General features: G+C 62.4%; 22 protein-coding genes. 12 read left to right on the forward strand and 10 right to left on the reverse strand.

The window, feature by feature from the left end; translation table 11 throughout:
- Positions 1-36: 36 nt before the first annotated feature.
- The 3 genes from V3B25_RS18030 to V3B25_RS18040 all read right to left on the reverse strand — a co-directional run bounded on the left by V3B25_RS18030 (position 37) and on the right by V3B25_RS18040 (position 2,262).
- Positions 37-681 carry a DUF1629 domain-containing protein gene (locus V3B25_RS18030; protein ID WP_329811140.1) on the reverse strand — a complete coding sequence of 215 codons (645 nt, stop codon included), beginning with the start codon at positions 679-681 and terminating at the stop codon, positions 37-39.
- Between the two features lie 87 nt (positions 682-768).
- On the reverse strand, positions 769-1,410 hold the full coding sequence (locus V3B25_RS18035) for a DUF1629 domain-containing protein (RefSeq protein WP_329811142.1): 642 nt from the start codon (positions 1,408-1,410) through the stop codon (positions 769-771).
- Between the two features lie 210 nt (positions 1,411-1,620).
- Positions 1,621-2,262 carry a DUF1629 domain-containing protein gene (locus V3B25_RS18040; protein WP_329811144.1) on the reverse strand — a complete coding sequence of 214 codons (642 nt, stop codon included), beginning with the start codon at positions 2,260-2,262 and terminating at the stop codon, positions 1,621-1,623.
- Between the two features lie 197 nt (positions 2,263-2,459).
- On the opposite strand from V3B25_RS18040, the gene V3B25_RS18045 reads away from it, so the two are divergent.
- The 3 genes from V3B25_RS18045 (at position 2,460) to V3B25_RS18055 (ending at position 4,009) form a co-directional block, all read left to right on the forward strand.
- Positions 2,460-2,669 (forward strand): hypothetical protein, encoded by a 210-nt coding sequence (locus V3B25_RS18045; protein ID WP_329811145.1) that lies wholly within the window; start codon positions 2,460-2,462, stop codon positions 2,667-2,669.
- A gap of 91 nt (positions 2,670-2,760) precedes the next feature.
- Entirely contained in the window at positions 2,761-3,186 is a 426-nt protein-coding gene (locus tag V3B25_RS18050; protein WP_329811147.1) for an energy transducer TonB, read from the forward strand.
- 454 nt (positions 3,187-3,640) lie between these two features.
- Positions 3,641-4,009 (forward strand): hypothetical protein, encoded by a 369-nt coding sequence (locus V3B25_RS18055; RefSeq protein ID WP_329811150.1) that lies wholly within the window; start codon positions 3,641-3,643, stop codon positions 4,007-4,009.
- Between the two features lie 22 nt (positions 4,010-4,031).
- Here V3B25_RS18055 and V3B25_RS18060 read toward each other — a convergent pair whose 3' ends face one another.
- From V3B25_RS18060 to aceE, 5 genes are all read right to left on the reverse strand, one after another.
- Entirely contained in the window at positions 4,032-5,378 is a 1,347-nt protein-coding gene (locus V3B25_RS18060) for an McrC family protein (RefSeq protein WP_329811152.1), read from the reverse strand.
- Positions 5,379-5,381: 3 nt separating this feature from the next.
- On the reverse strand, positions 5,382-8,075 hold the full coding sequence (locus tag V3B25_RS18065; protein ID WP_329811154.1) for a DUF3427 domain-containing protein: 2,694 nt from the start codon (positions 8,073-8,075) through the stop codon (positions 5,382-5,384).
- Between the two features lie 244 nt (positions 8,076-8,319).
- Positions 8,320-9,873, reverse strand: a complete 1,554-nt coding sequence (locus tag V3B25_RS18070; protein ID WP_329811156.1) for a hypothetical protein — start codon at positions 9,871-9,873, stop codon at positions 8,320-8,322.
- A gap of 62 nt (positions 9,874-9,935) precedes the next feature.
- On the reverse strand, positions 9,936-11,006 hold the full coding sequence (locus tag V3B25_RS18075; RefSeq protein WP_329811158.1) for a hypothetical protein: 1,071 nt from the start codon (positions 11,004-11,006) through the stop codon (positions 9,936-9,938).
- A 96-nt stretch (positions 11,007-11,102) separates the two neighbouring features.
- Positions 11,103-13,790, reverse strand: coding sequence for a pyruvate dehydrogenase (acetyl-transferring), homodimeric type (aceE, locus tag V3B25_RS18080; protein ID WP_329811159.1), 2,688 nt, complete (start codon positions 13,788-13,790; stop codon positions 11,103-11,105).
- Between the two features lie 567 nt (positions 13,791-14,357).
- On the opposite strand from aceE, the gene V3B25_RS18085 reads away from it, so the two are divergent.
- The 3 genes from V3B25_RS18085 to V3B25_RS18095 all read left to right on the forward strand — a co-directional run bounded on the left by V3B25_RS18085 (position 14,358) and on the right by V3B25_RS18095 (position 16,552).
- Positions 14,358-14,918 (forward strand): PadR family transcriptional regulator, encoded by a 561-nt coding sequence (locus V3B25_RS18085; RefSeq protein ID WP_049421165.1) that lies wholly within the window; start codon positions 14,358-14,360, stop codon positions 14,916-14,918.
- Positions 14,919-14,977: 59 nt separating this feature from the next.
- Positions 14,978-15,775 (forward strand): siderophore-interacting protein, encoded by a 798-nt coding sequence (locus V3B25_RS18090; RefSeq protein WP_329811162.1) that lies wholly within the window; start codon positions 14,978-14,980, stop codon positions 15,773-15,775.
- A gap of 375 nt (positions 15,776-16,150) precedes the next feature.
- Positions 16,151-16,552: a hypothetical protein gene (locus V3B25_RS18095; RefSeq protein WP_329811164.1), complete on the forward strand. Its 402-nt coding sequence runs from the start codon at positions 16,151-16,153 to the stop codon at positions 16,550-16,552.
- A 220-nt stretch (positions 16,553-16,772) separates the two neighbouring features.
- Here V3B25_RS18095 and V3B25_RS18100 read toward each other — a convergent pair whose 3' ends face one another.
- On the reverse strand, positions 16,773-17,480 hold the full coding sequence (locus V3B25_RS18100) for a YceI family protein (RefSeq protein WP_005407837.1): 708 nt from the start codon (positions 17,478-17,480) through the stop codon (positions 16,773-16,775).
- Between the two features lie 86 nt (positions 17,481-17,566).
- Positions 17,567-18,157 carry a malonic semialdehyde reductase gene (locus V3B25_RS18105; RefSeq protein WP_004139510.1) on the reverse strand — a complete coding sequence of 197 codons (591 nt, stop codon included), beginning with the start codon at positions 18,155-18,157 and terminating at the stop codon, positions 17,567-17,569.
- Positions 18,158-18,277: 120 nt separating this feature from the next.
- On the opposite strand from V3B25_RS18105, the gene V3B25_RS18110 reads away from it, so the two are divergent.
- The 6 genes from V3B25_RS18110 (at position 18,278) to V3B25_RS18135 (ending at position 22,206) form a co-directional block, all read left to right on the forward strand.
- Entirely contained in the window at positions 18,278-19,243 is a 966-nt protein-coding gene (locus V3B25_RS18110; RefSeq protein WP_329811168.1) for a mitochondrial fission ELM1 family protein, read from the forward strand.
- A gap of 128 nt (positions 19,244-19,371) precedes the next feature.
- The gene (locus V3B25_RS18115) at positions 19,372-19,599 is read left to right on the forward strand and encodes a hypothetical protein (RefSeq protein ID WP_004139505.1); all 228 of its coding nucleotides are present in this window, start codon (positions 19,372-19,374) and stop codon (positions 19,597-19,599) included.
- Between the two features lie 48 nt (positions 19,600-19,647).
- Positions 19,648-20,499, forward strand: a complete 852-nt coding sequence (locus tag V3B25_RS18120) for a DUF2145 domain-containing protein (protein WP_032130025.1) — start codon at positions 19,648-19,650, stop codon at positions 20,497-20,499.
- Positions 20,500-20,518: 19 nt separating this feature from the next.
- Positions 20,519-21,022 (forward strand): hypothetical protein, encoded by a 504-nt coding sequence (locus V3B25_RS18125; protein ID WP_004139502.1) that lies wholly within the window; start codon positions 20,519-20,521, stop codon positions 21,020-21,022.
- A 32-nt stretch (positions 21,023-21,054) separates the two neighbouring features.
- Positions 21,055-21,570, forward strand: coding sequence for a hypothetical protein (locus V3B25_RS18130; RefSeq protein ID WP_065724830.1), 516 nt, complete (start codon positions 21,055-21,057; stop codon positions 21,568-21,570).
- Positions 21,571-21,645: 75 nt separating this feature from the next.
- Complete coding sequence (locus tag V3B25_RS18135) at positions 21,646-22,206, forward strand: queuosine precursor transporter (RefSeq protein WP_004139497.1); 561 nt, start codon at positions 21,646-21,648, stop codon at positions 22,204-22,206.
- Positions 22,207-22,267: the final 61 nt, after the last annotated feature.

Here is a 22,267-nt window from a genome sequence, read left to right on the forward strand (position 1 = left end):
CCGTACGGCGTCCGCACCTTATCGCGCCAGCCTCTCCTAGATATCGCTTGCATCGATGAACCGAACGCCGCGCGTTTCACACTCGCTTCCGATTCCCGCAGCTCGTATGGCATCCTGGAACATGCGATCGCAGTAGACAAGATCGCCGGAGTAGGGGCTCCTGAAGACATGACTGCCCCCGATTACGTCCCTCTTGAATGCCAAGCTTGCTCCGCCACGAAGGTCGTAGAACCTTCCGCCCGGATAGCCCTCATCAACGATGACCCGTAACTTCGACGCTTCCTCGTCGACGGCATCCAGTTCGCGAGCAACCTCGCACAGGTAGTACGTTGGGCCCTCTGTGCCGTCCGGAAGCACGTAGTCACACTCCACGAACTCAAAGGCAACGGGATCTATTTCGGTGAAGGCCTTCTTGAGGCGCTCTGATACCAACCAGTAGCCACTCATTCCTCCTTCGAGGTCCTGCGGTGGATCCCCCAGCTTTGGATCGAGAACCAGGCGCGGTCTCTGCGCCAGATGAGGGAAACCGCCTTCTTCGGGGCGGATGATCAGCCTGGGAGGCGTCAGCAGTGCGTCCTCATTCTCGATCTCAACGCCATGCCCTCTTCCCCTTCGGGTCGTGTCAGGCATGAGCAGATAGAACTCGCCGGGCACAGGCTGATTACGTTCTAACGTGGGCATGTGCCTGTTCCTCTCCAAATTAGAGGCATGTACCGCACTTTGCAAACTTGCAGCATCGGTCGCGAAGTTGGCGTCGGCGGGACCGACTCAGCAGTTCACCACATCTTCAAACCAGAGCCCGTTGGATCTCTTGGCCGTGACGATGCCGGCAGCTTCCACCGCATCTTTGAACGTTCGGTCGCAGAATACCCCGACATGGAACGGCAATCTGAACACGTGAGCCGAACCCAGCACTTCGCGATTGAACGCCAACCGGACATCACCGGTCAGGCGGTAGTATTTCCCTGCCTTGTACTCATCGCTGATCATGATTTTGAGCTGGGAGGCTTCCTCATCCAAGGCATCCAGCGTGCGGACCACGTCGCAAAGGAAGTAGGTTGGCCCCTTTGAGCCGTCTTCCAAGCGGTAGTCGGTATCAGCGAAGACGAACGCGTCAGGGTCAATCTCTTCCATGACCTGGCGCAAACGCTCGGAGACCAGCCAATAGCCGCTCAACCCGCCTTCCAGATCCTGTGGAGGGACGCCCTGCCGCTCCCGATAGACCAAGCGCGGGGTTTCACGCAGTGGAGGGAAGCCACCGGCCTCGGGTAAGAGGATCAGCCTGGGAGTCGCAAGCAACGCATCCTCGTTGTCAAAGACCACCCCGTGGCCCTTTCCTCCTCGGGTGGCATCCGGTCGAAGCTTGAAGAACTCGCCCTGGCGCGGCTGATGGGTGGAGTCCGATCGCATGCTTGTCATCTCACGCTGTAAATGTGAATCGAGATCGCTCGTAGGCTGCTACGCGGACCTTCCACCGCACAAGGCAGTCCTGGTGTTCGGCAGCAACTACGACGTGGAGCCGGACGATGGGCAGCGGCTACAGCCGGGCGTGCCTGACTGAACCGTGCGGCTGTTCAACACGTCGCAGCTGGTTTGCCATCAGTTGTCTGCTCCCCAAGGTCAGATTGCCGCAGCGTCCACGAAGGAGATGCCGCTATCCCGAGGACTCGTGGGAATCCCCGCCGCGTGAACTGCATCAACAAATTCGCGGCTCGCGATCACGAAGGTACTGAATGGAGTCAGGAAGACATGCGCATCTCGCACCACCTCCGGGCGAATGGCCAGACTCGCCTCGCCTGCAATCGAATAGAACTTTCCGTTGACGAAGTCTTCATCGATCTCGATATCAAGCCTTGAACACTCCTCGTCTATCGCGTCCAGTTCACGCACCACGTCGCACAGGAAACGCCGTGAAATAGCTGTGCCATCGGCCAGGCGGACATCACACTCAACAAAGTCGAACGCATGCGGATCCACAGAATTCATCACCTGCCATAGCCGTTCCGAGACGAGCCAGTACCCGCTGAAGCCGCCCTCCAGGTCACGTGGCTCAGGGCCCTTGGAAGCGTCGAAGACGATGCGTGGCGTCTCGCAAAGCGCCGGGAAACCCCCATTGTCCGGGCGCAGAATGATGCGCGGTGGATCGAGCAACACCGACAGGTTCTCAACCTCGGCGCCCCGGAAAGGACGGCTGCTTTCCAGATCTGGTGAGAACAGGTAGAACTGGCCCGCTTGAGGGCCTTGGGTGGGGCTTCGCTTCATCGCCTGCGTCCCTGGATTCCCTGCAATGATGTCGCTGATGGAGCTTACCCCTCTTGGCATGGTCGTTTCGAGGCGGATGCGATGAGTTCGCGGCTTCCGCTGATGAGCCCCTGTGATGACTGAGAAGGAGGTACTGCCCGTAATCGCACCCTCTGAGATGGCGGTAGACCATCCTCTGCTCCCCCCGGAGGATGCCCATGACCAGGATCGATCCCGCATGGCTCGAAGCCTTCGACAAAGAGCTCCTCCACCTGTTCGCCATCGACCATAGCGATGCCGGCATGGATGAGCACCTGCTGGGCTGCTACGCAGACCTCCCACCGCGCGAGGCTGCACTGGCGTTCGGCAGCGACTACGACCTCGAGCGCGACGATGCGCTGTGGCCACGGCCGGGCGCTCCTATGTGATCCGCGCAGCAGGCCAGCACACTGGCATTCAAGGCAAGCGATGCCAGTGAATGGTCGCTATGCTGGCGGCGCACCGGAATGGAAACCACGCATGCCCCGTTTGAACTCCGCCCCGGCACTGCACCTCGCTCTGATGCTGCTGGGCGCTACACCTGCCATGGCCATGGCGGCAGACCCGCAGGTTTCCACTGAAGTGTTTGTAGAGGCCGGTGACAACCCCTCCTTCAAGCTGCAGCAGGCACCTGCCATTGAGTCTTCAACGGCCCCTGCCACGCCGCCCGATACCTTCCTGCAGGCTCCCATGGCGGTGCTGTTGGTTGCTCAATTGGATGAGCTGGGCCACGTTTCCAACGTGATGGTGGCGCGGTCCAGCGGACTGCGGGAGATGGATCGCGCGGCCCTTGCCGCAGTGCGCCAGTGGCGCTTTGATCCGGTCGTGGTTGAGGGCATCGCGCTGCATGTGCGGGTGCGGGTCCGTCTGACCTTCGTGCCCACGGCCGAGGCACCGCCGGGCTGAACCGCTGGTCCAATCTGTCGCGATTGGCCCTACGCCATGGCCCTGGCTGCGGGCATTCCTGCGCTTGGAGCCAATAGCGCCAAGCCCTTCAAGACCCATGCGGCGCAATCGCTTGCTGGCTTAACACCGTGTGCGACAATGCCAAAAGCGTCAGGACTGGCAATCATCCGTCCTGTGGTTTCTTGGCATTTGGTTGCTGCACGGGTATCTCTTGGCGTGCCACCGGAAAAGGGTGGCGCGGGACTCGAAAACCCGTCTGAATACCCAGTGCTTTACGCTTGCCAGTCGGCGCCATCTTCGGATGGCGCCGGCTGGCAATCCGTTCGCGTTCCATGGCGGGCGGTGCGTGGGGGCCTTCGGGCCCGCCGGCTTGGGTACTCACCGGTTTTCGAGACACGCACCGTCCGCCGCCTTTATAGGTGGCGCTGCTATCTATCCTGTACGGAGCATTGCCATGAACACATCGGACTTCCGTTCCCTGCACGCGCAGTACGATCCGGACAACGCCGAAGCCGAGCGCGAACCGTCCGTCGATCCCAACGCCTTCGTCGCCACGTTGCACCGCATCGAGACCGGTGCGGCTGCGGACGGCCAGCCTTGGCCGGAACGGCATCAACTGCCTGGGCGGTGTCTTCAGCTGGCGGACGCGGATTGTGCGCTGGCCGGGCTGCGTGTGGTGGCGGGGCTGATGTTGGCTGCGGAAAGGACTCGGCAGAACGGCGCGCCCGAGGAGTACCTGGGGGATCGGGTGATGGAGGGGTTGAAGATGGCTTGTGTGGCGTTGACTGCGCAGGTGACTGAGCGGTTGCAGGTGCGGGAGTAGCACGTGTGCATGAGCGGCCGGCTCAGATAGTTAAGGGAACCCAGCTACTGAGCTCGCCGCTATGCGCGGCGGGTGGGCTCACTTGAGGAGAGACGTTGCCATTCGGCCTCCAGTGTTCAGGCATCACCAGCAATCCACGCTCTAAATCAAAGGGCAACACCCAAAGCTGTAGTTCGGCGCTGAAATCGAAGGCGGAAAGGGGCTGCGCGAATCCCGCGTGCTGCGGATAGACCAGCGCCATCTGCCCTGCTCCACCCAGGTAGCTCTGCCCGTAGGCAAACATTTGATAGAAGTCGGATTGTTTGAGCCCGTACTTCTCACGCGCATCGCTGGCCGTCGCATCCAGCACCTTCCACTTCGTGTCAAGTACGCGGAGCTCATCGCCTCGTCGCAGCAGAAAATCTGGAATCAGATTGAACCAGCTTGCCCCGCCATGGCTGCACAGGTACTCCGACGCTGCACCGCCAACCCGCCACTCCGGCGCGAACTGGCGCGCTAGGCAAGCGCCCACGTAGCGCTCAAACAGCCGCTCCATGGGGAACATCATGCTTGGGCTGCGCCAATCGCCCGCCAATGCCAAGGGACTCTGGCCCGACAAGATCAGCTCGCATAGCGGACGGACTTCACGATAGTGGGCCATCAGCCGGTCGCTGCCCCAAGCGCGCAGATCGTTAGCCACCTGGGTACTTCGTGGCACGCTGGCCATACGCGTAGACAACTCCTGGGCAAGTCTCCAGGTTCCCGCGTTGCGCGTACGTGCACACACGCGATCCAGGGCGACGCGCAGTAGCCGGTTCTCAGGCCTGTCCTCGCTAAACACATCGTGCTCGATGTTGAAGACGTGGGCACGAGTGGGCGACTGACGTAGCTGACGCGACATATCCAGGCGACCACGCAGGAATAACTGCTCCTCGCGGAACTGTGTGTAGTCGAAGCGAAGTCCGCGCTTTAGTAGTTCATCCAGCGCGCCGATGAATCGCCCCATGACCCATTCATTTAAGGGCGTATCGAACAGAGTCACGTCGGCAGGACTACCTTCCCTCGGTGGGAGGTCTAGCACGGTGCATAGCATGCGGCGCAGCAACCGCCTCGCGCCCAGCGCATCATCCGGATGTTCAACGTGCTTCGGCAGCACCTCCAATGTGGTGCCGTCGGGACATTCCACTACACCCACATACTGGTCCAGACGCAGCCAGCGTGCGCCATCGCGCTGCATGAGAGCCGCACCGCCCGCGCGCAAGCGCTCGAACTCACCACAGAGCCAGTCAAAGGACGCCTGCGGCAAGAAGGCGGCATCCAGCCCCTCCTGCCGCGGACCGCCTTCTGAAACGCCGATCCGCGCATACTCGCGCACAGTGAGCACAGCCATCGGTCAGTCTGCCTGGCCGACGAGAATTCCCCTGTAGCTGGCTGCCTGCTCGAACGCTGCCTCATGGATATACCAATTGGCAGTGTCAGGTGCGAGCTTTGCCTCCGGAGCAAACAGGCGGTTCAACTGCAGCTCGCGCTGGCGCAAGAAGCGCTCACCCTGCGGCTTCGCATCATCGTTCAGCACCCAAGCGATGCGCCGCCAGTCTTCGAAGAAGTACTCCTGCAGTAACGGCAGAATGCGCAAGCGGAACGCCTCAGCCAGCCCAGGCAGATCCTTGGCGCCCATCAAGTACGCATGACCGATGAGGTGGTCCCGGCCGAGCAACACTTCGATACGATTGTTTAGGGTACTTAACAGTTCACCCACGCGAATACCGTCGACGTCCCAATCAAGCAGCTCCGGCTGGGGCGGCATTTCGATGAACCGGAAGCGTCGGCGCAATGCTACGTCCATCGCAGCCAGCGAGCGGTCCGCAGTGTTCATTGTGCCAATGATGTGCAAGTTGGCTGGCACCGCAAAATCTTGCTTGGAGTACGGCAAGCGAACGGACAACGCTTCATCCATGCCCTGCCGCTTGCTGGGCTCAATGAGGGTAATGAGCTCGCCGAAGATGCGGGCGATGTTGCCCCGGTTAATCTCGTCGATGATGAGCACGTACGGCAGGTCGCTGTGCTGCGCATCGATGCAGAGTTCGAGGAAGACCCCGTTCTCGACGCCATACTCGAGCGCACCGCTTGCACCCGCACGAGCCTTCAGGCCCTCCACGAAGTCCTCATAAGCGAAGCTCTGGTGGAAGGTGACGAAGCGGATGCGCCCTTCTTCATGCAGCGCATCGAAGCGTTGCTTGAGCGTTGCACGCGCATCCGCCCGCTGGCCATTGGTGGCGGCAGATAGCGCCGGGTCGAGGATCTCCAGAGCCATATTCACGACTCCATAGGTCTTCCCGGTGCCGGGCGGGCCATAAAGGATGGTGTTGGAGGGAGCGTGCATCACCGGCATGTCGTCGTCCTCTTCCACAGCTTCATCTTCATCTTCGGCTTCATCTTCGGCTTCAGATTCAGCTCCAATTTCAGCTACATCTTCTTCCTCAGACTCCGCACCGTTCCCCTGCTCGTAGGCGATGGCTACCCAGAGAAATGACTGTACATCGATCATGTCTGCCGGCGGCCACCCGTCTTCAGAGAGGCGAACTGCGAGTCGGGCTGATAGCGCGCGAATGCGCTCCCACTCATCACCGGTCATGCCACCTTTGCGGAAATCAAAGGACGGATCGAGCATCTCCAGGGCACGGCGCATCTGCCCGGTCTTGATGAAGAAGTAGTGCTTCGAGTCTTCGAGCGTAAGCAACAGACTTGAGAGCGACCGCTGACCTGCGGGCTGTAGCGGCAAACTCAGTTTGGAGGTGCCTCGATTGAATGCCTCCAGCCCAGTAGACACTGATTCAGCCCTAAGCATTGAAAGGACAGCCTTGCCTAGTCTTACCTGATCTATGCCCGACAATTCGGCCAACTGCGCCACGATTCTCCATCCAACCACATTCTGCGGCTGCGGGCTCTCAGCGCCGACACGAACTCGCAGTAATTTGATCAGCGCAGACCACACGCCCTTCGGCCCACCAGCATCTAGCGCAGGCAGCAGCAATGACCTGTAGTGCTCTACTAGCTGACGCTTGTAGATAGTTTCGCGCAGCAGGCGCTGATCTTTAGAGAAGCCGGCAAATTCGGGGAATCGTCCGAGGAAGCGTTCGCGCAGACGTACGTAGCCGAGCTCAAACGTGTCTCGGCTGCCCTTGCGCGCTTCGACTCGATACTGCCCGTTTGTCTCTTGAATGATGAGCAGCGAATCGCCCGCCGCTACCCCAAGGCGCCTAAGCGCGGGCGCAACCCGTGCGCGGATGCGGGCCGAGCCCGGTCCACTGGCTCGCAGATCGGAGGTGATCTGATAGCCATCAGGGAATGTAAAAGTTGATCTCTTACCTGAAGCCACATCCGGACGGCCGAGCATCGCTGCATCGAAGCCTGCCCAACTCGGATCCACTGCGATGTAACCATTACGTATTGCGCCGTCGGTTAGCACGACTTCGTATATCAGTTGGTCAGTCATTGCGGTTGGCGCAGGGCTGGTGAATGATCTCGCTGTTGCCGGCGGCAGGATCTTGCGTTCATGGCCCTTCAATCGCACCTGGCGTTTGGAGAAGTCATTCGAGGAAACGCTCGGCCGCCACCGTAGTATCTCGGCTAGGCTCTCGCCTTGGTCAGTTCCAATATCGATCGCATCGAACAGGCATGTAACGGGATGTTCTCCGTCCATTGCCACGAAGTCGAGCTTCCCGCAGTAGATGAATGGCGAAGCATTCGAAGTGCCGCGAGTCTTTGCCCTCATCCGAGCGAACAGATAGGCCGGCGAACCGCCGGAGATCCTTCGGATGATCGGGGACGCCTGGCTGTTTCGATTCTGGCTTTCCCAGTAGAAGTCAGTGCCGTCGAAGACGTCGAGGTAACCGGCCTCGCCCTCCTTCTCGAGCGTGACAAACAGAACTACGGCGTTCTCAAGCTCCAGGATACCGTCAGCCCAGGGGGTCCCATAGATCTCACGGGGTACTGCCAACCCTCCAAGCGAAGCGACTTGCTGCCGTGAATAGTTCTGACCTACGACGAATTCCTGCAACTCAATAGCCGAGCTTATACGTCCCATGCATAAATCATCAGTAGCCACCTGACGTTCATCGTACCGAATCGAGCCGATTGCGTCACGTCTAGATATTAAGTAAGGAGCCAATCATGACGATCCTAAGACTCCCTCTTGGACAGGGATCTCTAAGATCAAAAAGTCGGCGTGAGCCAGCGCGCAAACATGACAAAACCCACGGGAACCCAACCAATCTTCTTTGCAAATATTGAAAAGGAGATTCTAGCAGCCTGGATTAGATGTGCAAAAACTATCTGCTCCGATTAATAATTATGGGAGCACCCACATCCACCAGCACATTCCTCTTTATCAACTCCGCCTTTTCTGAGTCAAACTCCCACTGAATGACACGCTTCACCCCATCATCTCTGTCAGCTTTCTTCGATATATCCGCACCGAGACCTTTCAAGATGAATGCAGAGTCGGGAACAGGGCTCTTTCTATAACCTTCGACAGCGGCATCTATGATCTCGCCCACCCTCTCGTGGCCACAGTCGAACGCCGTTCGAGCATAATAGGCCTGACAGATTGAATAGAGTGCCTTGTCATTACTTTTCGAGAATGTGTCCAGAGCGCTCAGATAGCACTCGTCCGCCCGAACAAAGTCCCCCCGCTTCATAGCGACCAATCCCAAAGTAGCTGTCGCTTGAGCCGCGAATTTCAAAGGATCCGATGATTTAGCCTTTTTAGCCAAACGCTCCGCATTTTCCAAATCACCGGTAGCCGCAAGCGCGTAGGCAAGATTTACTTCAAGCCCAACATCGTCAGGATCAGCAACCAGACCCCGCCGGGCAAGAATTATAGCGTCTTCATAGTCCGCGCTAGCACTTAAGAATGAAGTCAAGAATTGCAATGGACGACTTGAATATGGCTCTTCCGCATGCCATGAAACGCCCGCGTCAAAAGCGCCCGCATAGTCCACATTCCTCCAAGAAATTAGCGCCTTCGCTTCGTAGGGATTCGCACTTCCTGACTGCAGAATGGATGAAGATGCATCAAGAGACAGAATCCTCTGATCCGTTATAACTTGCGCCATAACATTGTCGTTTGGAGCAAGTAACGACCCCCTGTAGTACTCGCGAGCACGCTTATAGTTTCCTGAAGCCAATTCCACGCCAGCCAAGGCAGCAGCAAGCTCCGTTGTGCTCGCGCTCGGTTGAGACTTCTCTTTGATGATTCGCTGTCCGATCCTTACGAATTTCGAGCTTTTCCCTACCATCTGAGAAAGCGCAATCTCACTTGCCATCAACCAAGGATCAATTGCAGTTCTAGCATGACTCGCTAGCAAATGATGAGCTTCGTCCGCCCTATTCACATGAGTCAAAAATCTAGATGTTATGCGCAGCACAAGCCTGTCATTGGGCGAGAACTGCTTAGCCGACCGAAGCAATTTCTCACTTTTTCTTACATCACCCTGAGCCAATCGAAGCTGGGCCATATCCAACAGAACGAGGGGATTTCCTGGATCCGAACTAAACAACAGCTTCACCTGTCTAGTCCGCTCCTCGAGATATTTAGCACTATTTAGAACTCCACTAACCACCTCGTTTCGGGCTTTTACTCCAAGGATATCTTCTGCAAACCTCCTTTGGGCGGCCGATAGATCGGCACCCTGATTCAGTGCAACTTTTAGCACTTGTCGCACGGACTCAAGACTCTCTGCCGAGACAGCAAAAGAGAGAACGTCTCCCATGTGCCCTGATGTTGGATTTTTTCGCCATGCATCGATAGCACGATCAAGATCGTTTTTATCCAAGGCAATAGGATGTGCGCTACTACGCCCTTCTGGCTGCGCTTCTGACATATTAAGCGTCGAAGTAATTCGACGCCATTTTGGAAGCAGCCTACGGCGCGCAAGCGCGTACGTCATACCGCCACCCTCGATTCATCATACTTCATCCTCCTAGCCATCTGATGCCACCGCTGGTGGTAACGATCTATGCCTATTGTCCCTGCTTTGCGAGCCTTATTATTCCCACGAACACGGGGATCCGGATGAGTCAACTCAAGCAGCATTCTTTCAAGCTCATCCCTGAAAGTGCTCGGTATTGAAGGAATGACGTGCGCAGTCAGAACACGGACCTGTGCAAGCCTCAGAACGTTAATAAGTTCCTCATTAAAACTACCTCTGTACAACTCAGGCTTATAGGGATCAGGGAGTTCGTTGTAAATCATCGTAGGCATTGGAATTTGCGTAATCAGGAACACAAACAGACTCCCGACAAGAAAGGCATCTCCGGCCTCTCGCTCATCGTTCCAGTTTGCACATCGGAACCCATACCATTTTTCGGGAGGCTGATACCCCCTATCCCCCGGCCAGTTGGCGCTATCAAATGGGCCGGTGACTCCCTTCCTAACGACGCGACCAAGATCTCCTAGCTTTACGGGCACGCTCTCGCAATCAGAAGAGTCCATGGCAATGACATTGGAAGGTTTTACATCCAGATGGCAGACGCCTTTCCTGTGGAGTTGGTCCACTGCAAGGCATACATCTCGCATTACAGACAACACCCAAGAAAAGGGACGTTGCGCGTTCACCGAGAGCTCGCCCCGAAGATCCCCCGCCCCAACCTCCATAACCAGACAGGACACTCTCATGCCAGGGTCCGTGATGCCTGGCGAACTAAAGTACTCATGGCTGATTAGCCTGACAATTTTTGAGAGGCCGTTCTCCGCACAGAACTCTAGCGCCTCTTTTTCCCACGTCAGCTCAGTGCTAAGTGCAAGCATCGCTCGCAATGGATCGGAATGGGCGAGAGCCGTCCTGAAATCCACTGCTTTCATGAACGCCAACTCTTCGCCTCGGGTAACGGAATAGCACACTCCGAAATTCGAACCAGTACCGCCTTTCTTCTTTCCGATCTTCGGGCCAACTATCCAGCCACTATCAAGAACCTGCCCTTCCAAATCATCAGCCGGCGTTGCAACGATTGTCATCCCCCTGCTCCTTGCTATGGCTGGACCGATTGATCGATTATGCACAAAAAAAGAGGCGACCAATGGCCGCCTCTTCTTAGTTCAATCCGGTTTCAATCAAACCCCAACAGGATTAGCCTTCTCCGGATCAATCTTGTACTGCTTGATCGCCCGGGCCACATCCTTCGCGGTCATCTTCCCTTCCTTCGCCAGCGCCGCAATCGCGGCGTGCGCGATGTAGTACCGGTCCACTTCAAAGAACCGACGCAGGTTCGCACGCGTATCCGAACGGCCGAAACCATCGGTACCCAGCACCGTATAAGACATCGGCACGAACGCACGAATCTGGTCCGCATACGCACGCACATAGTCGGTAGCGGCAATCGCCGGGCCCTGGCGGCCTTCCAGCAGCTCGGTCACGTAGGCCTTGCGCTGCTCACCTTCCGGATGCAGGCGGTTGGCACGTTCCACGTCGAAACCATCGCGACGCAGTTCGTTGAAGCTCGGGCAGCTCCAGATGTCGGCGGTCACGCCGAAATCCTTGTCCAGCAGCTCGGCGGCGGCAATGGCTTCGCGCAGGATGGTGCCCGAACCCAGCAGCTGCACGCGCAGCTCGCCCTTCTTCGGCTTGCCGGCGTCGGTCAGCAGGTACATGCCCTTGATGATGCCTTCGGCCGCGCCTTCCGGCATTTCCGGGTGGGTGTAGTTCTCGTTCATCAGGGTGACGTAGTAGTACTCGTCCACCTGGTCTTCCATCATGCGCTTGGTGCCGTGCTGCAGCACCACGGTCACTTCGAAGCCGAAGGTCGGGTCGTAGCTGCGCACGTTCGGGATGCCACCGGCCACCAGATGGCTGAAGCCATCTTCGTGCTGCAGGCCTTCGCCGTTCAGCGTGGTGCGGCCGGCGGTGCCACCCAGCAGGAAGCCGCGGGTACGCATGTCCGCTGCCTGCCAGGCCAGGTCGCCCACGCGCTGGAAGCCGAACATCGAGTAGTAGATGTAGAACGGCAGCATCGGCACGTTGCTGACCGAGTAGCTGGTACCGGCGGCCATCCACGAGGCGATCGCGCCCGGCTCGCTGATGCCCTGCTGCAGCACCTGGCCGCTCTGGTCTTCGCGGTAGAACATCAGCTGGTCGGCGTCCACCGGCTTGTACTTCTGGCCGAACGGCGCGTAGATGCCGATCTGGCGGAACAGGCCTTCCATGCCGAAGGTACGGGCTTCGTCGGCCACGATCGGCACGATGTGCGGGCCCAGTTCCTTGTCACGCAGGGTGATGTTCAGGCTCTGCACGAAGGCCATGGTGGTGGAGTAGCTGCGCTCGCCGCTGCTCTTCAGCAGGCGCTCGTAGGCTTCCAGCTTCGGCGCCACGAAGGTCTTGTCGGCCTTGCGGCGGCGCTGCGGCAGGTAACCACCCAGTGCGGCACGGCGTTCCTGCAGGTACTGCACTTCCGGCGAATCCGGGCCCGGGTGGTAGAACGGCACCTGGCCGTCGGCCAGCTGCGCGTCGGTCACCGGAATGTTGAAGCGGTCGCGGAAGTGGCGCACCGCTTCGTCGTCCAGCTTCTTGGTCTGGTGGGTCGGGTTCAGTGCCTCACCGGCGCTGCCCATGCCGTAACCCTTCACGGTCTTGGCCAGGATGACGGTCGGCATGCCCTTGGTGTTCACGGCCTGGTGGTAGGCGGCGTACACCTTGTGCGGGTCGTGGCCACCACGGTTCAGGCGCCAGATGTCGTCGTCGCTCAGGCCGGCGACCATCGCAGCGGTTTCCGGGTATTTGCCGAAGAAATGCTCGCGGGTGTACGCGCCGCCGAAGGCCTTGCAGTTCTGGTATTCGCCGTCGACGGTTTCCATCATCAGCTTCTTCAGGACGCCATTGGTGTCCTTGGCCAGCAGGGCATCCCAGTAACCGCCCCACAGCAGCTTGATCACGTTCCAGCCGCCGCCACGGAACACGCCTTCCAGTTCCTGGATGATCTTGCCGTTGCCGCGCACCGGGCCGTCCAGGCGCTGCAGGTTGCAGTTCACCACGAAGATCAGGTTGTCCAGGCCCTCACGGCCGGCCAGGGCGATGGCACCCAGGGTTTCCGGCTCGTCGCTCTCGCCGTCGCCGATGAAGCACCACACCTTGCGGTCGGACTTCTCGATCAGGCCACGGTTTTCCAGGTAGCGCATGAACTGCGCCTGGTAGATGGCGGCCAGCGGGCCCAGGCCCATCGACACGGTCGGGGTCTGCCAGTATTCCGGCATCAGCCACGGGTGCGGGTACGAGGACAGGCCACCGCCGTCCACTTCCATGCGGAACTTGTCCAGCTGCTCTTCGCTGATGCGGCCTTCCAGGAAGGAACGCGCGTAGATGCCCGGGGCGCTGTGGCCCTGGATGAACAGCAGGTCGCCCGGGTGGTTCTCGCTCGGGGCGCGCCAGAAGTGGTTGAAGCCCACGTCGTACAGGGTGGCGCCGGAGGCGAACGAGGCGATGTGGCCGCCCAGGTCACCCGGCTTGCGGTTGGCGCGCACCACGGTGGCCATCGCGTTCCAGCGGATGATCGAACGGATGCGCCATTCCAGCTCGGCATTGCCCGGGCTCTTGGCCTCGAACTGCGGTTCGATGGTGTTGACGTATTCGGTGGTGGGAGAGAACGGCAGGTAGGCGCCCGAACGACGGGTCAGTTCCACCATGCCTTCCAGCAACTGATGCGCGCGCTCGGAGCCCTCGACATCAATAACGGCCTTCAACGACTCGATCCACTCCTGGGTTTCCACAGGATTCGGGTCGTTGTTCAGCACCTCGTTCAACCAGTTCATTAGCGCTCCCATAACCGCACGCACGCGCGCGACTGTTGTATAGATTTCTAGACCGCAAAGTGTAGCGCACCAAGGGCTTTCGTCACTTGGCTACGCAGGCGTATGGATGCAACCGGCCAGTGTCCGCAAGGGGCTTGCCGGGCCCGCTGAAGGCCCTGCGGCGGGCCTTGTTGGCTGCGCGGGCTGTCGCTTGCGGGCCGCTGCGCCCATGTGCAGGACGCAGTGTTACCGCTGCCGATGACGGTTGTAGGGCAGCGCCATGCCCACCTGTATCGGCTCCGCGTGCTGGCGCTGAACGGGCGACAACGTGTCGCACCTGCCTCTGGATCGCCCCCCGCCCTGCCCTCAGGGTAGGCCTCGAGTGTTGGCCTCGCCCGCTTCGGTCCGCCGTCTGGCCCTGCCTCACTCCCTTCCACAGTGTTGCCGGGGCGCCTCGCAAGGGGCGCCCCTTTTGCTGTGCGCGGGGCTGGCCGTGGCCCAAAACTGACCTGCTTGTGGCCGGATCGATGATTGTCGGCTTCGATATATCGATATATCGTTTGCACACTCGTTTACCGATATATCGAAATGAGCCGTACCGCTTCTCCCAGAGCCCGTTCCACCAATCCGGAAGTGCCACGCCGCAACGGCCAGCCGCGGGTGCTCAGCCGCGGCGACCTGCGCCTTCTGGTGCTGGCCCTGATCGGCGAGCAGCCGCGCCACGGCTACGAGCTGATGCAGCTGATCAGCAACCAGTTCATGCAGGCCTACACGCCCAGCGCCGGCACCATGTATCCGCTGCTGGCCAGCTTCGAGCAGGCCGGCTGGATCGAGGCCGAGGAAGTGGACGGCAAGCGGATCTTCCGCATCACCACCGCCGGCGAGTTCGAGCTGAAGGTGCAGCGCACCCAGGTGCGCCTGGCGCAGCGACGCGCCTTCGACCGTGCCCGCGAGATCACCAAGGCCTCGCTGCCGCCGCCGCTGGCCGGTGCCCTGCGCGAGTTCAAGCGGGCGCTGGTGCACCACCACGGCCGCTGGGCCGAGGGCGAGGCGGAAGAAGTAGCGGCGCTGCTGACGCGGGCATCCGCGCTGCTCAACGGTACCGCCGGTAGCGAGAGCCCACCCTTTTCAACGACCCAGCCAGACTGAATCCAGCCAGGTCGCCCCTACGCCGCGCGCCCCCGCGCGACACATTTACAGGTATCCCCATGACCGAACACAACAACACGCGCCTGCGCCTGGATGTGCGCTTCCGTGAACTGACCGTGCTGCGCACCGAAGAAGTCACCCCGCACATGCGACGCGTGGTGCTGGGCGGCGACGATCTGGTCGGCTTCGATTCGCCCGGCGCCGACGACCACATCAAGCTGTTCTTTCCCAACGCCAGCGGCGAGATGGTGCTGCCGGTGGTCACCGCCGAAGGCCGCAGCTATCCGGCCGGCAAGGAGCCTTCCCCGGCCCGCGACTACACGCCGCGCTGGTGGGACCACGAGACCGGCGAGCTGGCCATCGACTTCGTACTGCACGACCAGGGCATTGCCGGGCCGTGGGCCGAGCAGGCCAAGGCTGGCGACACGCTGGTGATCGGCGGCCCGCGCGGCTCGTTCGTGGTGGCCGACAGCTACGAGGCCTATGTGCTGATCGGCGATGAAACCGCGCTGCCGGCCATCGCCCGCTGGCTGGACGTGCTGCCGGAGGATGCCGAGGTGCAGGCCTTCATCGAAGTGAGCGATGAAGCCGAACGCCAGGACCTGCCGCAGTACGAGAACGTGCGTATCCACTGGCTGGAGCGCAACGGCTTCCCGGCGGCGACCAGCACGCTTCTGGAAGACATGCTGACCGACTTCGAGGCACCGGACGGCGATGTCTTCTACTGGATCGCCACCGAATCGCGCCGCGCACGGATGATGCGTAAGTTCATCGAAGGCCACCTGGGCGTGCCGCGCGACTGGATCCGTTCCACCGGCTACTGGAAGGCCCACCCGGACGAAACCGACGGCGATTGAACAAAAGACGGTAGGTGCGGACCGTTGGTCGGCACGCCTTCGAATGGGTAGTGGCGGGCGCGGGGCGGCCCCCCCCCGGGCCCCCGGGCGGTCCCGGGCAATGGCGGCCCCCGGCCGGGCCGCCCGCGGGGGGGCAACCTCATGAACCCTCGGCAGGAACCTGCAATTGCCGGCCAGCGGCCGGCACTACCGCGTTGGATGCCATCTGCAGCGCGAAGATCAGCAGCGGCAGCAGCCCGAAACCCGCACGCATCGCGCTGCGCGCGATGAGTCGAGCATGGGCTCGGCTCTACAGGTATTCCGCCGCCCGGTTCAACGCATCAGCCAGCAAGCAATGCGACAATCGCGCTCCTTTCCTGCAGCAACGAGGGCCACATGGCCAAACTGACCCTGGCCAGCGTGGATGCGCTGCGTACCCGCTTTGCCGATGACGCCGCCTGTGACGCGGCACTGGCCGCCTTCGCCGACACCGCTGCCCTGCGCGCACCGCTGCGTGAGCTGGTGGAAGCACAACACCGCTACCTGCAGGCCGAATTCGAAGTGGCGCAGGTAGCCGATGTGCTGCGCCGCGACCAGAAGTACGCGCCGGTGGGCCGGCCTTCGATCAACATCGTGCAGCTGCGCAAGCAGCAGGCCGCGACCAAGCAGGCGGCGCTGATCGCACGCCAAGTGGTGGCGCAGGCCGCGCAGACCTTCGCGCGCGTGAGCGGGCTGGCGGTGAAGGCCAAGCAGAGCCCGAGCGAGGCGTGCGTGGCATGGTTGGGCGCGCTGCGCTGAGGGATCGTGCGGACCAACGGTCCGCACCCACCAGATGCAGGTCCGCACCTACCAGATGCAGGTTGGCACCTACCGGGTAGTGCCGGCCGCTGGCCGGCAACCCCATCAGCATCGGGCACCTAGCATGCAGCCGGCCAGCGGCCGGCTCTACCAGAACCCAAAAAGAAGGCCCGCTTTTCAGCGGGCCTTCTGCCTTCTCACGACGAGTGAGTGGGGTGCATCAAGCAGCCGGCTTTTCGCCGGTGGCTTCGGTGGTGATGCGGATCTTCACTTCATCGCTGACGTTCGGGGCGTAGGCGCCGACGCCGAAATCGCTGCGCTTCAGGGTGGTGGTGGCATCGAAGCCGGCCGCCGGAACCTTGGCCATCGGGTGCTCGCCGCCGCCGTTGACGGTGACGTCCAGGGTGACCGGCTTGGTGATGCCCTTGATGGTCAGGTCGCCGGTGACGGTCAGCTTGTTGGTGCCAGCGGCTTCCACCTTGGTGCTCTTGAAGGTGGCATCGGCGAACTTGGCGGCGTCGAAGAAGTCGGCGCTCTTCAGGTGCTCGTCGAACTTCGCGGTGAAGCTGTTCAGGCCGCTCAGCGGCAGCTTCACTTCCACGGTGGACTTGGTCACGTCTTCGGCGTTGTACACCAGGGTGCCTTCGACGTTGCCGAAGTGCGCGCTGGGGTTGGAGAAGCCGAAGTGGCTCCACTGGGCCAGCACGTCGGTGTGGGTCGGGTCCAGCTTGTAGGTGCCCGAGGCGATCTTGATCGCTTCGGCGGCCGGCGCGGCGGCAGCGGCGTCGGCAGCCGGGGTGGCAGCCTGTTCGGTGGTGGCCGGGGCGGCAGCGTCAGCAGCCGGGGCAGCGGTGTCGGCCGGCTTGGAGCAGGCGGCGATGGCCAGGGTCAGGGCCAGCGGCAGCAGCAGTTTACGGGTGGCGCTCATCTGAGGAACTCTCCGGATCGTAGGGTGGGTACACGGTGCAGCAAGAGCCTGCCACGGGACGGCAGGCCCGAAACCGATACAGCGACTTACGCGATGCGCGCCGCTTCGTCGAACGACAGGCGCGGCAGACGCGGGAACAGGCCCGCCGAGTCACCGTAACCCAGGTTGACCAGGAAATTCGACTTGATGGAGGTGCCGGCGAAGAAGGCTTCATCCACCTTGGCTGCATCGAAGCCGGACATCGGGCCGGCATCCAGGCCCAGCGCGCGTGCGGCCAGGATCAGGTAGGCGCCCTGCAGGCTGCCGTTGCGGATGGCGGCTTCGTGGCGGCCTTCCTGCGGGCCGTCGAACCAGGCCTTGGCATCGGTGTGCGGGAACAGGTACGGCAGCTTCTCGTGGAAGTCCAGGTCGAAGCCGATGATGACGGTGACCGGGGCGGCCATGGTCTTGTCGTGGTTGCCTTCGGACAGGGCCGGGGCCAGCTTGGCCTTGGCTTCCTTCGAGGTGACGAAGACGAAGCGGGCGGGCGTGGTGTTGGCGGCGGTCGGGCCCCACTTCACCAGGTCATACAGTTCCTGCAGCAGGCTGGCCGGGACCGGCTTGTCGAGGAAGGCGTTCTGGGTGCGGGCAGTACGGAACAGCTGGTCGAGGGCAGCAGCGTCGAGCGCGTGGGACATCGGTGGATCTCCAGGGCGGCTAAGGGAAGTCAGTGCCCGCGGGCGGCGCGGGGCGAAACGACGAGCCGCAGTGTAGAGTGTCGCGACTGTTGCAACACCCAGCAGGGCTGAAACGAATTAATGCCACAGGTGAAACGATCGAGTGCGCCCTGGACGGTCACGGACGGCCGTGCCGGCAATGTCCGCCAGGCGGTCGCGCTGGCCTCTGCGCTGCGCCAGGGCACCCATCGCCCGCTGGTCCTGCAGCCCCGCGCCCCCTGGCGCTGGCTGTCGCCGCGGCGGCTGCCCGGTGATGTGAACGGCTACGGCGAGGCTTTCGCGTCACTCGCCGCGGACGCACCGCCGCTTGCGATCGGCTGTGGCCGCCAGGCCGCCGGCGCACTGCGCGTGCTGCGCGCACGTGGCAGCCAGGTGGTGCAGATCCTCGACCCGCGCATCAATGCCCGCCACTGGGACATGGTGGTGGTGCCCGAACACGATGCCCTGCGTGGCAGCAACGTGCTGACCCTGCTCGGCAGCCTCAACCCGGTGGACGATGACTGGCTGGCCTGGGGCCGCGCCGCGTTCGCTGGCTTCAGTACCCTGCCCGGCCCGCGCACCGCGCTGCTGGTGGGCGGTCCGACGCCGCTGGCGCCATGGGACGAGACCGCGATGGTGGGCGTGTTCCAGGCGCTGGCCGAGCAGATCCGCAGCGAGGGCGGCAGCCTGCTGGCCACGACTTCGCGGCGCACGCCACCGGCATTGGCCGAGATCCTGCGCGCGACGTTCGCCGACCTGCCGCACGTGATCTGGGGCGACGGCGGCGACGGCACGAATCCTTATGGCGGCCTGCTCGGCTGGGCCAACCGCGTGGTGGTCTCGCCCGATTCGGTGAACCTGCTGTCTGAAGCCTGCGCCACGCGCATGCCGGTGATGGTGGCACTGGCCGATACCGTGCAGGGCCGGCTGGCACGCTTCCAGCAGCAGCTGCGCGATCGCGGGCGGCTGCAGGCGCACTGGCTGGACTGGCAGTACGACCGTATCGAGCCGCTGCGCGAAACCGCGCGGGTGGCGGCAGAAGTGAAACAGCGCCTGGCAGCGGGGTAGTGCCGGCCGCTGGCCGGCAATCCTGGGCACCTGGCATCACGGTAATGCCGGGTGCCCAGCGTTTTCTGAACATTTCGATCCGGTACCGCGGTTAGAGTCCAGTTTCCCCCATCACTCTGAACGCCTTCATGCGTACCCTGCTCCTGCTGCCCCTGGCCCTGCTCGCTGCCTGTTCCACCACGCCCACCGAGCTGGATCCGATTTCGTATCAATGCCAGCAGCAGTTGGACGCGTACCGCGAACAACCGGCGCTGCGCGATCCGAAGGGCCAGCGCCCGCCCCTGCCGGTGGCCCCGATCAGCGATGCCTGCGACAAGGAGCTCCAGCGCAAGGGCGTGGATCGTCCCCTGCGCTGAGCAGCGTATGATCGGCGCGCGGGCCTGCCCGCCGTTGAAGGTATCGACATGGATCGTTTCTCCCACCTGCCGCGCGCCGCGCTGCTGATCGCCAGCCTGCTGGCGACCGCACCGGCCTGGGCCAACAGCACCGAATGCCGCGAGCGCTACCCGAGCGTTGCCGCGCAGGCGGCGATGCTGGACGTGGCCTGGACCACCGCTGAGCGCCTGGACGCGCTGCCCGATGTGGACGTGGTGGTGGCCGCGCGCGGTGGCCAGGACCTGAGCCGCTACGGCCTGCGCCACAGCCACCTGGCCTTCCTGGTGCGTGAGGACAATGGCCGCTGGCGCGCGATGCACCTGCTCAACCGCTGCAAGACCGACAGCTCGCAGCTGTACCACGAAGGGCTGGGCAACTTCGTCGGCGAGAGCGGCGGCCATACCGACCTGCGCATCGGCGTGCCCTCGGCGCCGCTGCGTGCCGCGTTGAAAGCGATGCTGGTGTCGCCGTCGATCCAGCCGAAGGCACTGCACGAAACCAAATACAACGTGGTTGCCTACCCGTTTGCCACCGACTACCAGAACTCCAACCAGTGGGTGCTGGAAGTGCTGGCCGCGGCGATGGCGCAGACCGAAGGCGCGCCGGCCATCGTCAAGCGCGAACAGGCGCAGCAGTGGCTGCGCCAGCAGAAGTACCAGCCCAGCGTGCTGCATATCGGCCTCGGCAAGCGCGTGGGTGCGCGTCTGTTCGTGGCCAACGCCACCACCACTGACCATCCGGCCGGCGAGCGCATCTCCGGCAACTATTCGGTGGTGACGGTGGAATCGGTGTTCGATTTCCTGCACCAGCGCAGCCAGCTGCAGCAGGAACTGGTGATCCCTCACGTGCCGGTAGCTGGTGCTGCCGCCGCCACGCCCTGAATCCAGCAAGGAGAACGACATGCGTACCCTGCCCGCCGTCCTGATGCCGATGCTGATCGTCGCAAGCCTGGCCTGGTCCACGGCCGCTCATGCAGAGCGCCGCATCGTGATCATCCACGACCCGGGCCCGCAGGGACCGAGCCTGGAGATGTCCACGCAGATGGTGACGTCGGCCCGCGCGGCGGCGGCGAAGGAAGCCCAGGATGCCGCCGACGCTGGCCAGCCGCTGGCCCGCCCGCAGCAGATCAAGCTGCCGCAGATGCAGGTGAGCGCCATCGCCACCACCGTGGATGGCCGCCGCGAAGTGCTGCTGCGCGATGCCAACGATCCGCAGAACACCGCATCGATGCAGTACCCGCGCGGCATCGGCGATCCCGCCGTGCAGTTCACCGTGGGCCAGACCGTGAACTTCGAACCGACCGGCGCCGACCAGGGATGGCAGTTGAAGGACAACCAGGGCCGCCCGCTGGAATACCTGCCCGAGGCCACCGGCCCGCGCGACATCTTCGACACCCGGCGCTGAGCCGCCGTCCCCACCCTGATCAGGAGGTCTCCATGTTCCGTTGCCTGCGCGTTCCCGCCACTGCCCTGCTGCTTTCGGCGCTGGTGGTGCCCACCGTCCATGCCGGCGCCGCGCCGCAGTTGAACAGCGGCCAGACCAGCGTGCTGGTCACGTCGCTGATCGTGCTGTCGATTCCGTTGGCCACGTCGATGGGACTGGCCGAACTGTCCAAGGCCCCTTTCAAGGCCAGCGAGCGCAACGGCAAGGTCGCCGCACGCACGCCGGCGGTGCCGCTGCCGCCGATGGAAGTGAAGCAGGTTGCCACCACGCCAACCGGTGATCGCCAGGTGCACCTGCAGGTGCCCGGCAAGGCCGACCAGACCGCAACGCTGCAATGGCCGGCGGCTGCAGGCGATGACCCGATTGCCGGTTTCGTCGTCGGCCAGCAGGTGCGCTTCGACCCGACCGACGCGGGTGCCGGCTGGACCGTGAAGAGCGCGCAGGGCCAGGCGCTGGCCTATGTGCCGACCGCCTATGCCGCCGGCGATGTGATGAGCGAAACGCTGTAAAGCTGAACGGCCGGTTTTGGCATTGCCGCGGGCCGGGCGGATAATGGGCGATCCCCTTTGTCCCCCTGGCTCGCCATGTCCGTGCGTCCTGCCCCTGTGTTTGCCCCGTTGACCGCCCGCGCCCTGGTGCTGGCGGTGCTGGCCATGGGCGCGGTGGTGCTGCTGTCCAACGTGCTGGTGCAGTACCCGATCAACGATTGGCTGACCTGGGGTGCTTTCAGTTACCCGGTCGCGTTCCTGGTCAGCAACCTGATCAACCGCCGCTTCGGCCCGGGCCCTGCCCGCCGCGTGGCGTGGATCGGTTTCGCGGTGGCGGTGCTGCTTTCGATCTGGGTGGCCACCCCGCGCATCGCCATTGCCTCGTGCTCGGCCTTCATCGTGGCGCAGCTGCTGGACATCACCGTGTTCGACCGCCTGCGCCGTGGCAGCTGGTGGCGCGCACCGATGGTGGCCACCACCTGCAGCGCGACGGTGGATACCACCATTTTCTGGTCGATCGCGTTTGCCGGTTCGACCCTGCCGTGGGTGAGCTGGGCTGCCGGCGACCTGGCGGTGAAGCTGGCGATTGGCGTCTGCCTGCTGGCCCCGTTCCGCGCGTTGCTGTGGAAGATGGCGCCGCTGCGCACCACCAGCTGACCGCCGTTGCTCTGGTAGGTGCCGACCTTGGTTGGCACACACCTTGAACCCGGTGGGTGCC

Source organism: Stenotrophomonas sp. SMYL8 (assembly GCF_036320065.1).
In the GTDB taxonomy this organism is placed as follows: Bacteria; Pseudomonadota; Gammaproteobacteria; order Xanthomonadales; family Xanthomonadaceae; genus Stenotrophomonas; species Stenotrophomonas maltophilia_A.

Excerpts from the sequence above, each read along its gene's own strand:
- V3B25_RS18120 (WP_032130025.1), top strand. The coding sequence starts at position 19,648 with ATGGATCGTTTCTCCCACCTGCCGCGCGCCGCGCTGCTGATCGCCAGC.
- V3B25_RS18065 (WP_329811154.1), bottom strand. The coding sequence starts at position 8,075 with ATGGGACGTATAAGCTCGGCTATTGAGTTGCAGGAATTCGTCGTAGGT.
- V3B25_RS18115 (WP_004139505.1), top strand. The coding sequence starts at position 19,372 with ATGCGTACCCTGCTCCTGCTGCCCCTGGCCCTGCTCGCTGCCTGTTCC.
- V3B25_RS18085 (WP_049421165.1), top strand. The coding sequence starts at position 14,358 with ATGAGCCGTACCGCTTCTCCCAGAGCCCGTTCCACCAATCCGGAAGTG.
- V3B25_RS18090 (WP_329811162.1), top strand. The coding sequence starts at position 14,978 with ATGACCGAACACAACAACACGCGCCTGCGCCTGGATGTGCGCTTCCGT.
- V3B25_RS18040 (WP_329811144.1), bottom strand. The coding sequence starts at position 2,262 with ATGAAGCGAAGCCCCACCCAAGGCCCTCAAGCGGGCCAGTTCTACCTG.
- V3B25_RS18030 (WP_329811140.1), bottom strand. The coding sequence starts at position 681 with ATGCCCACGTTAGAACGTAATCAGCCTGTGCCCGGCGAGTTCTATCTG.
- V3B25_RS18060 (WP_329811152.1), bottom strand. The coding sequence starts at position 5,378 with ATGGCTGTGCTCACTGTGCGCGAGTATGCGCGGATCGGCGTTTCAGAA.
- V3B25_RS18100 (WP_005407837.1), bottom strand. The coding sequence starts at position 17,480 with ATGAGCGCCACCCGTAAACTGCTGCTGCCGCTGGCCCTGACCCTGGCC.
- V3B25_RS18070 (WP_329811156.1), bottom strand. The coding sequence starts at position 9,873 with ATGTCAGAAGCGCAGCCAGAAGGGCGTAGTAGCGCACATCCTATTGCC.
- aceE (WP_329811159.1), bottom strand. The coding sequence starts at position 13,790 with ATGAACTGGTTGAACGAGGTGCTGAACAACGACCCGAATCCTGTGGAA.
- V3B25_RS18075 (WP_329811158.1), bottom strand. The coding sequence starts at position 11,006 with ATGACAATCGTTGCAACGCCGGCTGATGATTTGGAAGGGCAGGTTCTT.
- V3B25_RS18050 (WP_329811147.1), top strand. The coding sequence starts at position 2,761 with ATGCCCCGTTTGAACTCCGCCCCGGCACTGCACCTCGCTCTGATGCTG.
- V3B25_RS18035 (WP_329811142.1), bottom strand. The coding sequence starts at position 1,410 with ATGCGATCGGACTCCACCCATCAGCCGCGCCAGGGCGAGTTCTTCAAG.
- V3B25_RS18125 (WP_004139502.1), top strand. The coding sequence starts at position 20,519 with ATGCGTACCCTGCCCGCCGTCCTGATGCCGATGCTGATCGTCGCAAGC.
- V3B25_RS18105 (WP_004139510.1), bottom strand. The coding sequence starts at position 18,157 with ATGTCCCACGCGCTCGACGCTGCTGCCCTCGACCAGCTGTTCCGTACT.
- V3B25_RS18095 (WP_329811164.1), top strand. The coding sequence starts at position 16,151 with ATGGCCAAACTGACCCTGGCCAGCGTGGATGCGCTGCGTACCCGCTTT.
- V3B25_RS18110 (WP_329811168.1), top strand. The coding sequence starts at position 18,278 with ATGCCACAGGTGAAACGATCGAGTGCGCCCTGGACGGTCACGGACGGC.
- V3B25_RS18055 (WP_329811150.1), top strand. The coding sequence starts at position 3,641 with ATGAACACATCGGACTTCCGTTCCCTGCACGCGCAGTACGATCCGGAC.
- V3B25_RS18135 (WP_004139497.1), top strand. The coding sequence starts at position 21,646 with ATGTCCGTGCGTCCTGCCCCTGTGTTTGCCCCGTTGACCGCCCGCGCC.
- V3B25_RS18045 (WP_329811145.1), top strand. The coding sequence starts at position 2,460 with ATGACCAGGATCGATCCCGCATGGCTCGAAGCCTTCGACAAAGAGCTC.
- V3B25_RS18130 (WP_065724830.1), top strand. The coding sequence starts at position 21,055 with ATGTTCCGTTGCCTGCGCGTTCCCGCCACTGCCCTGCTGCTTTCGGCG.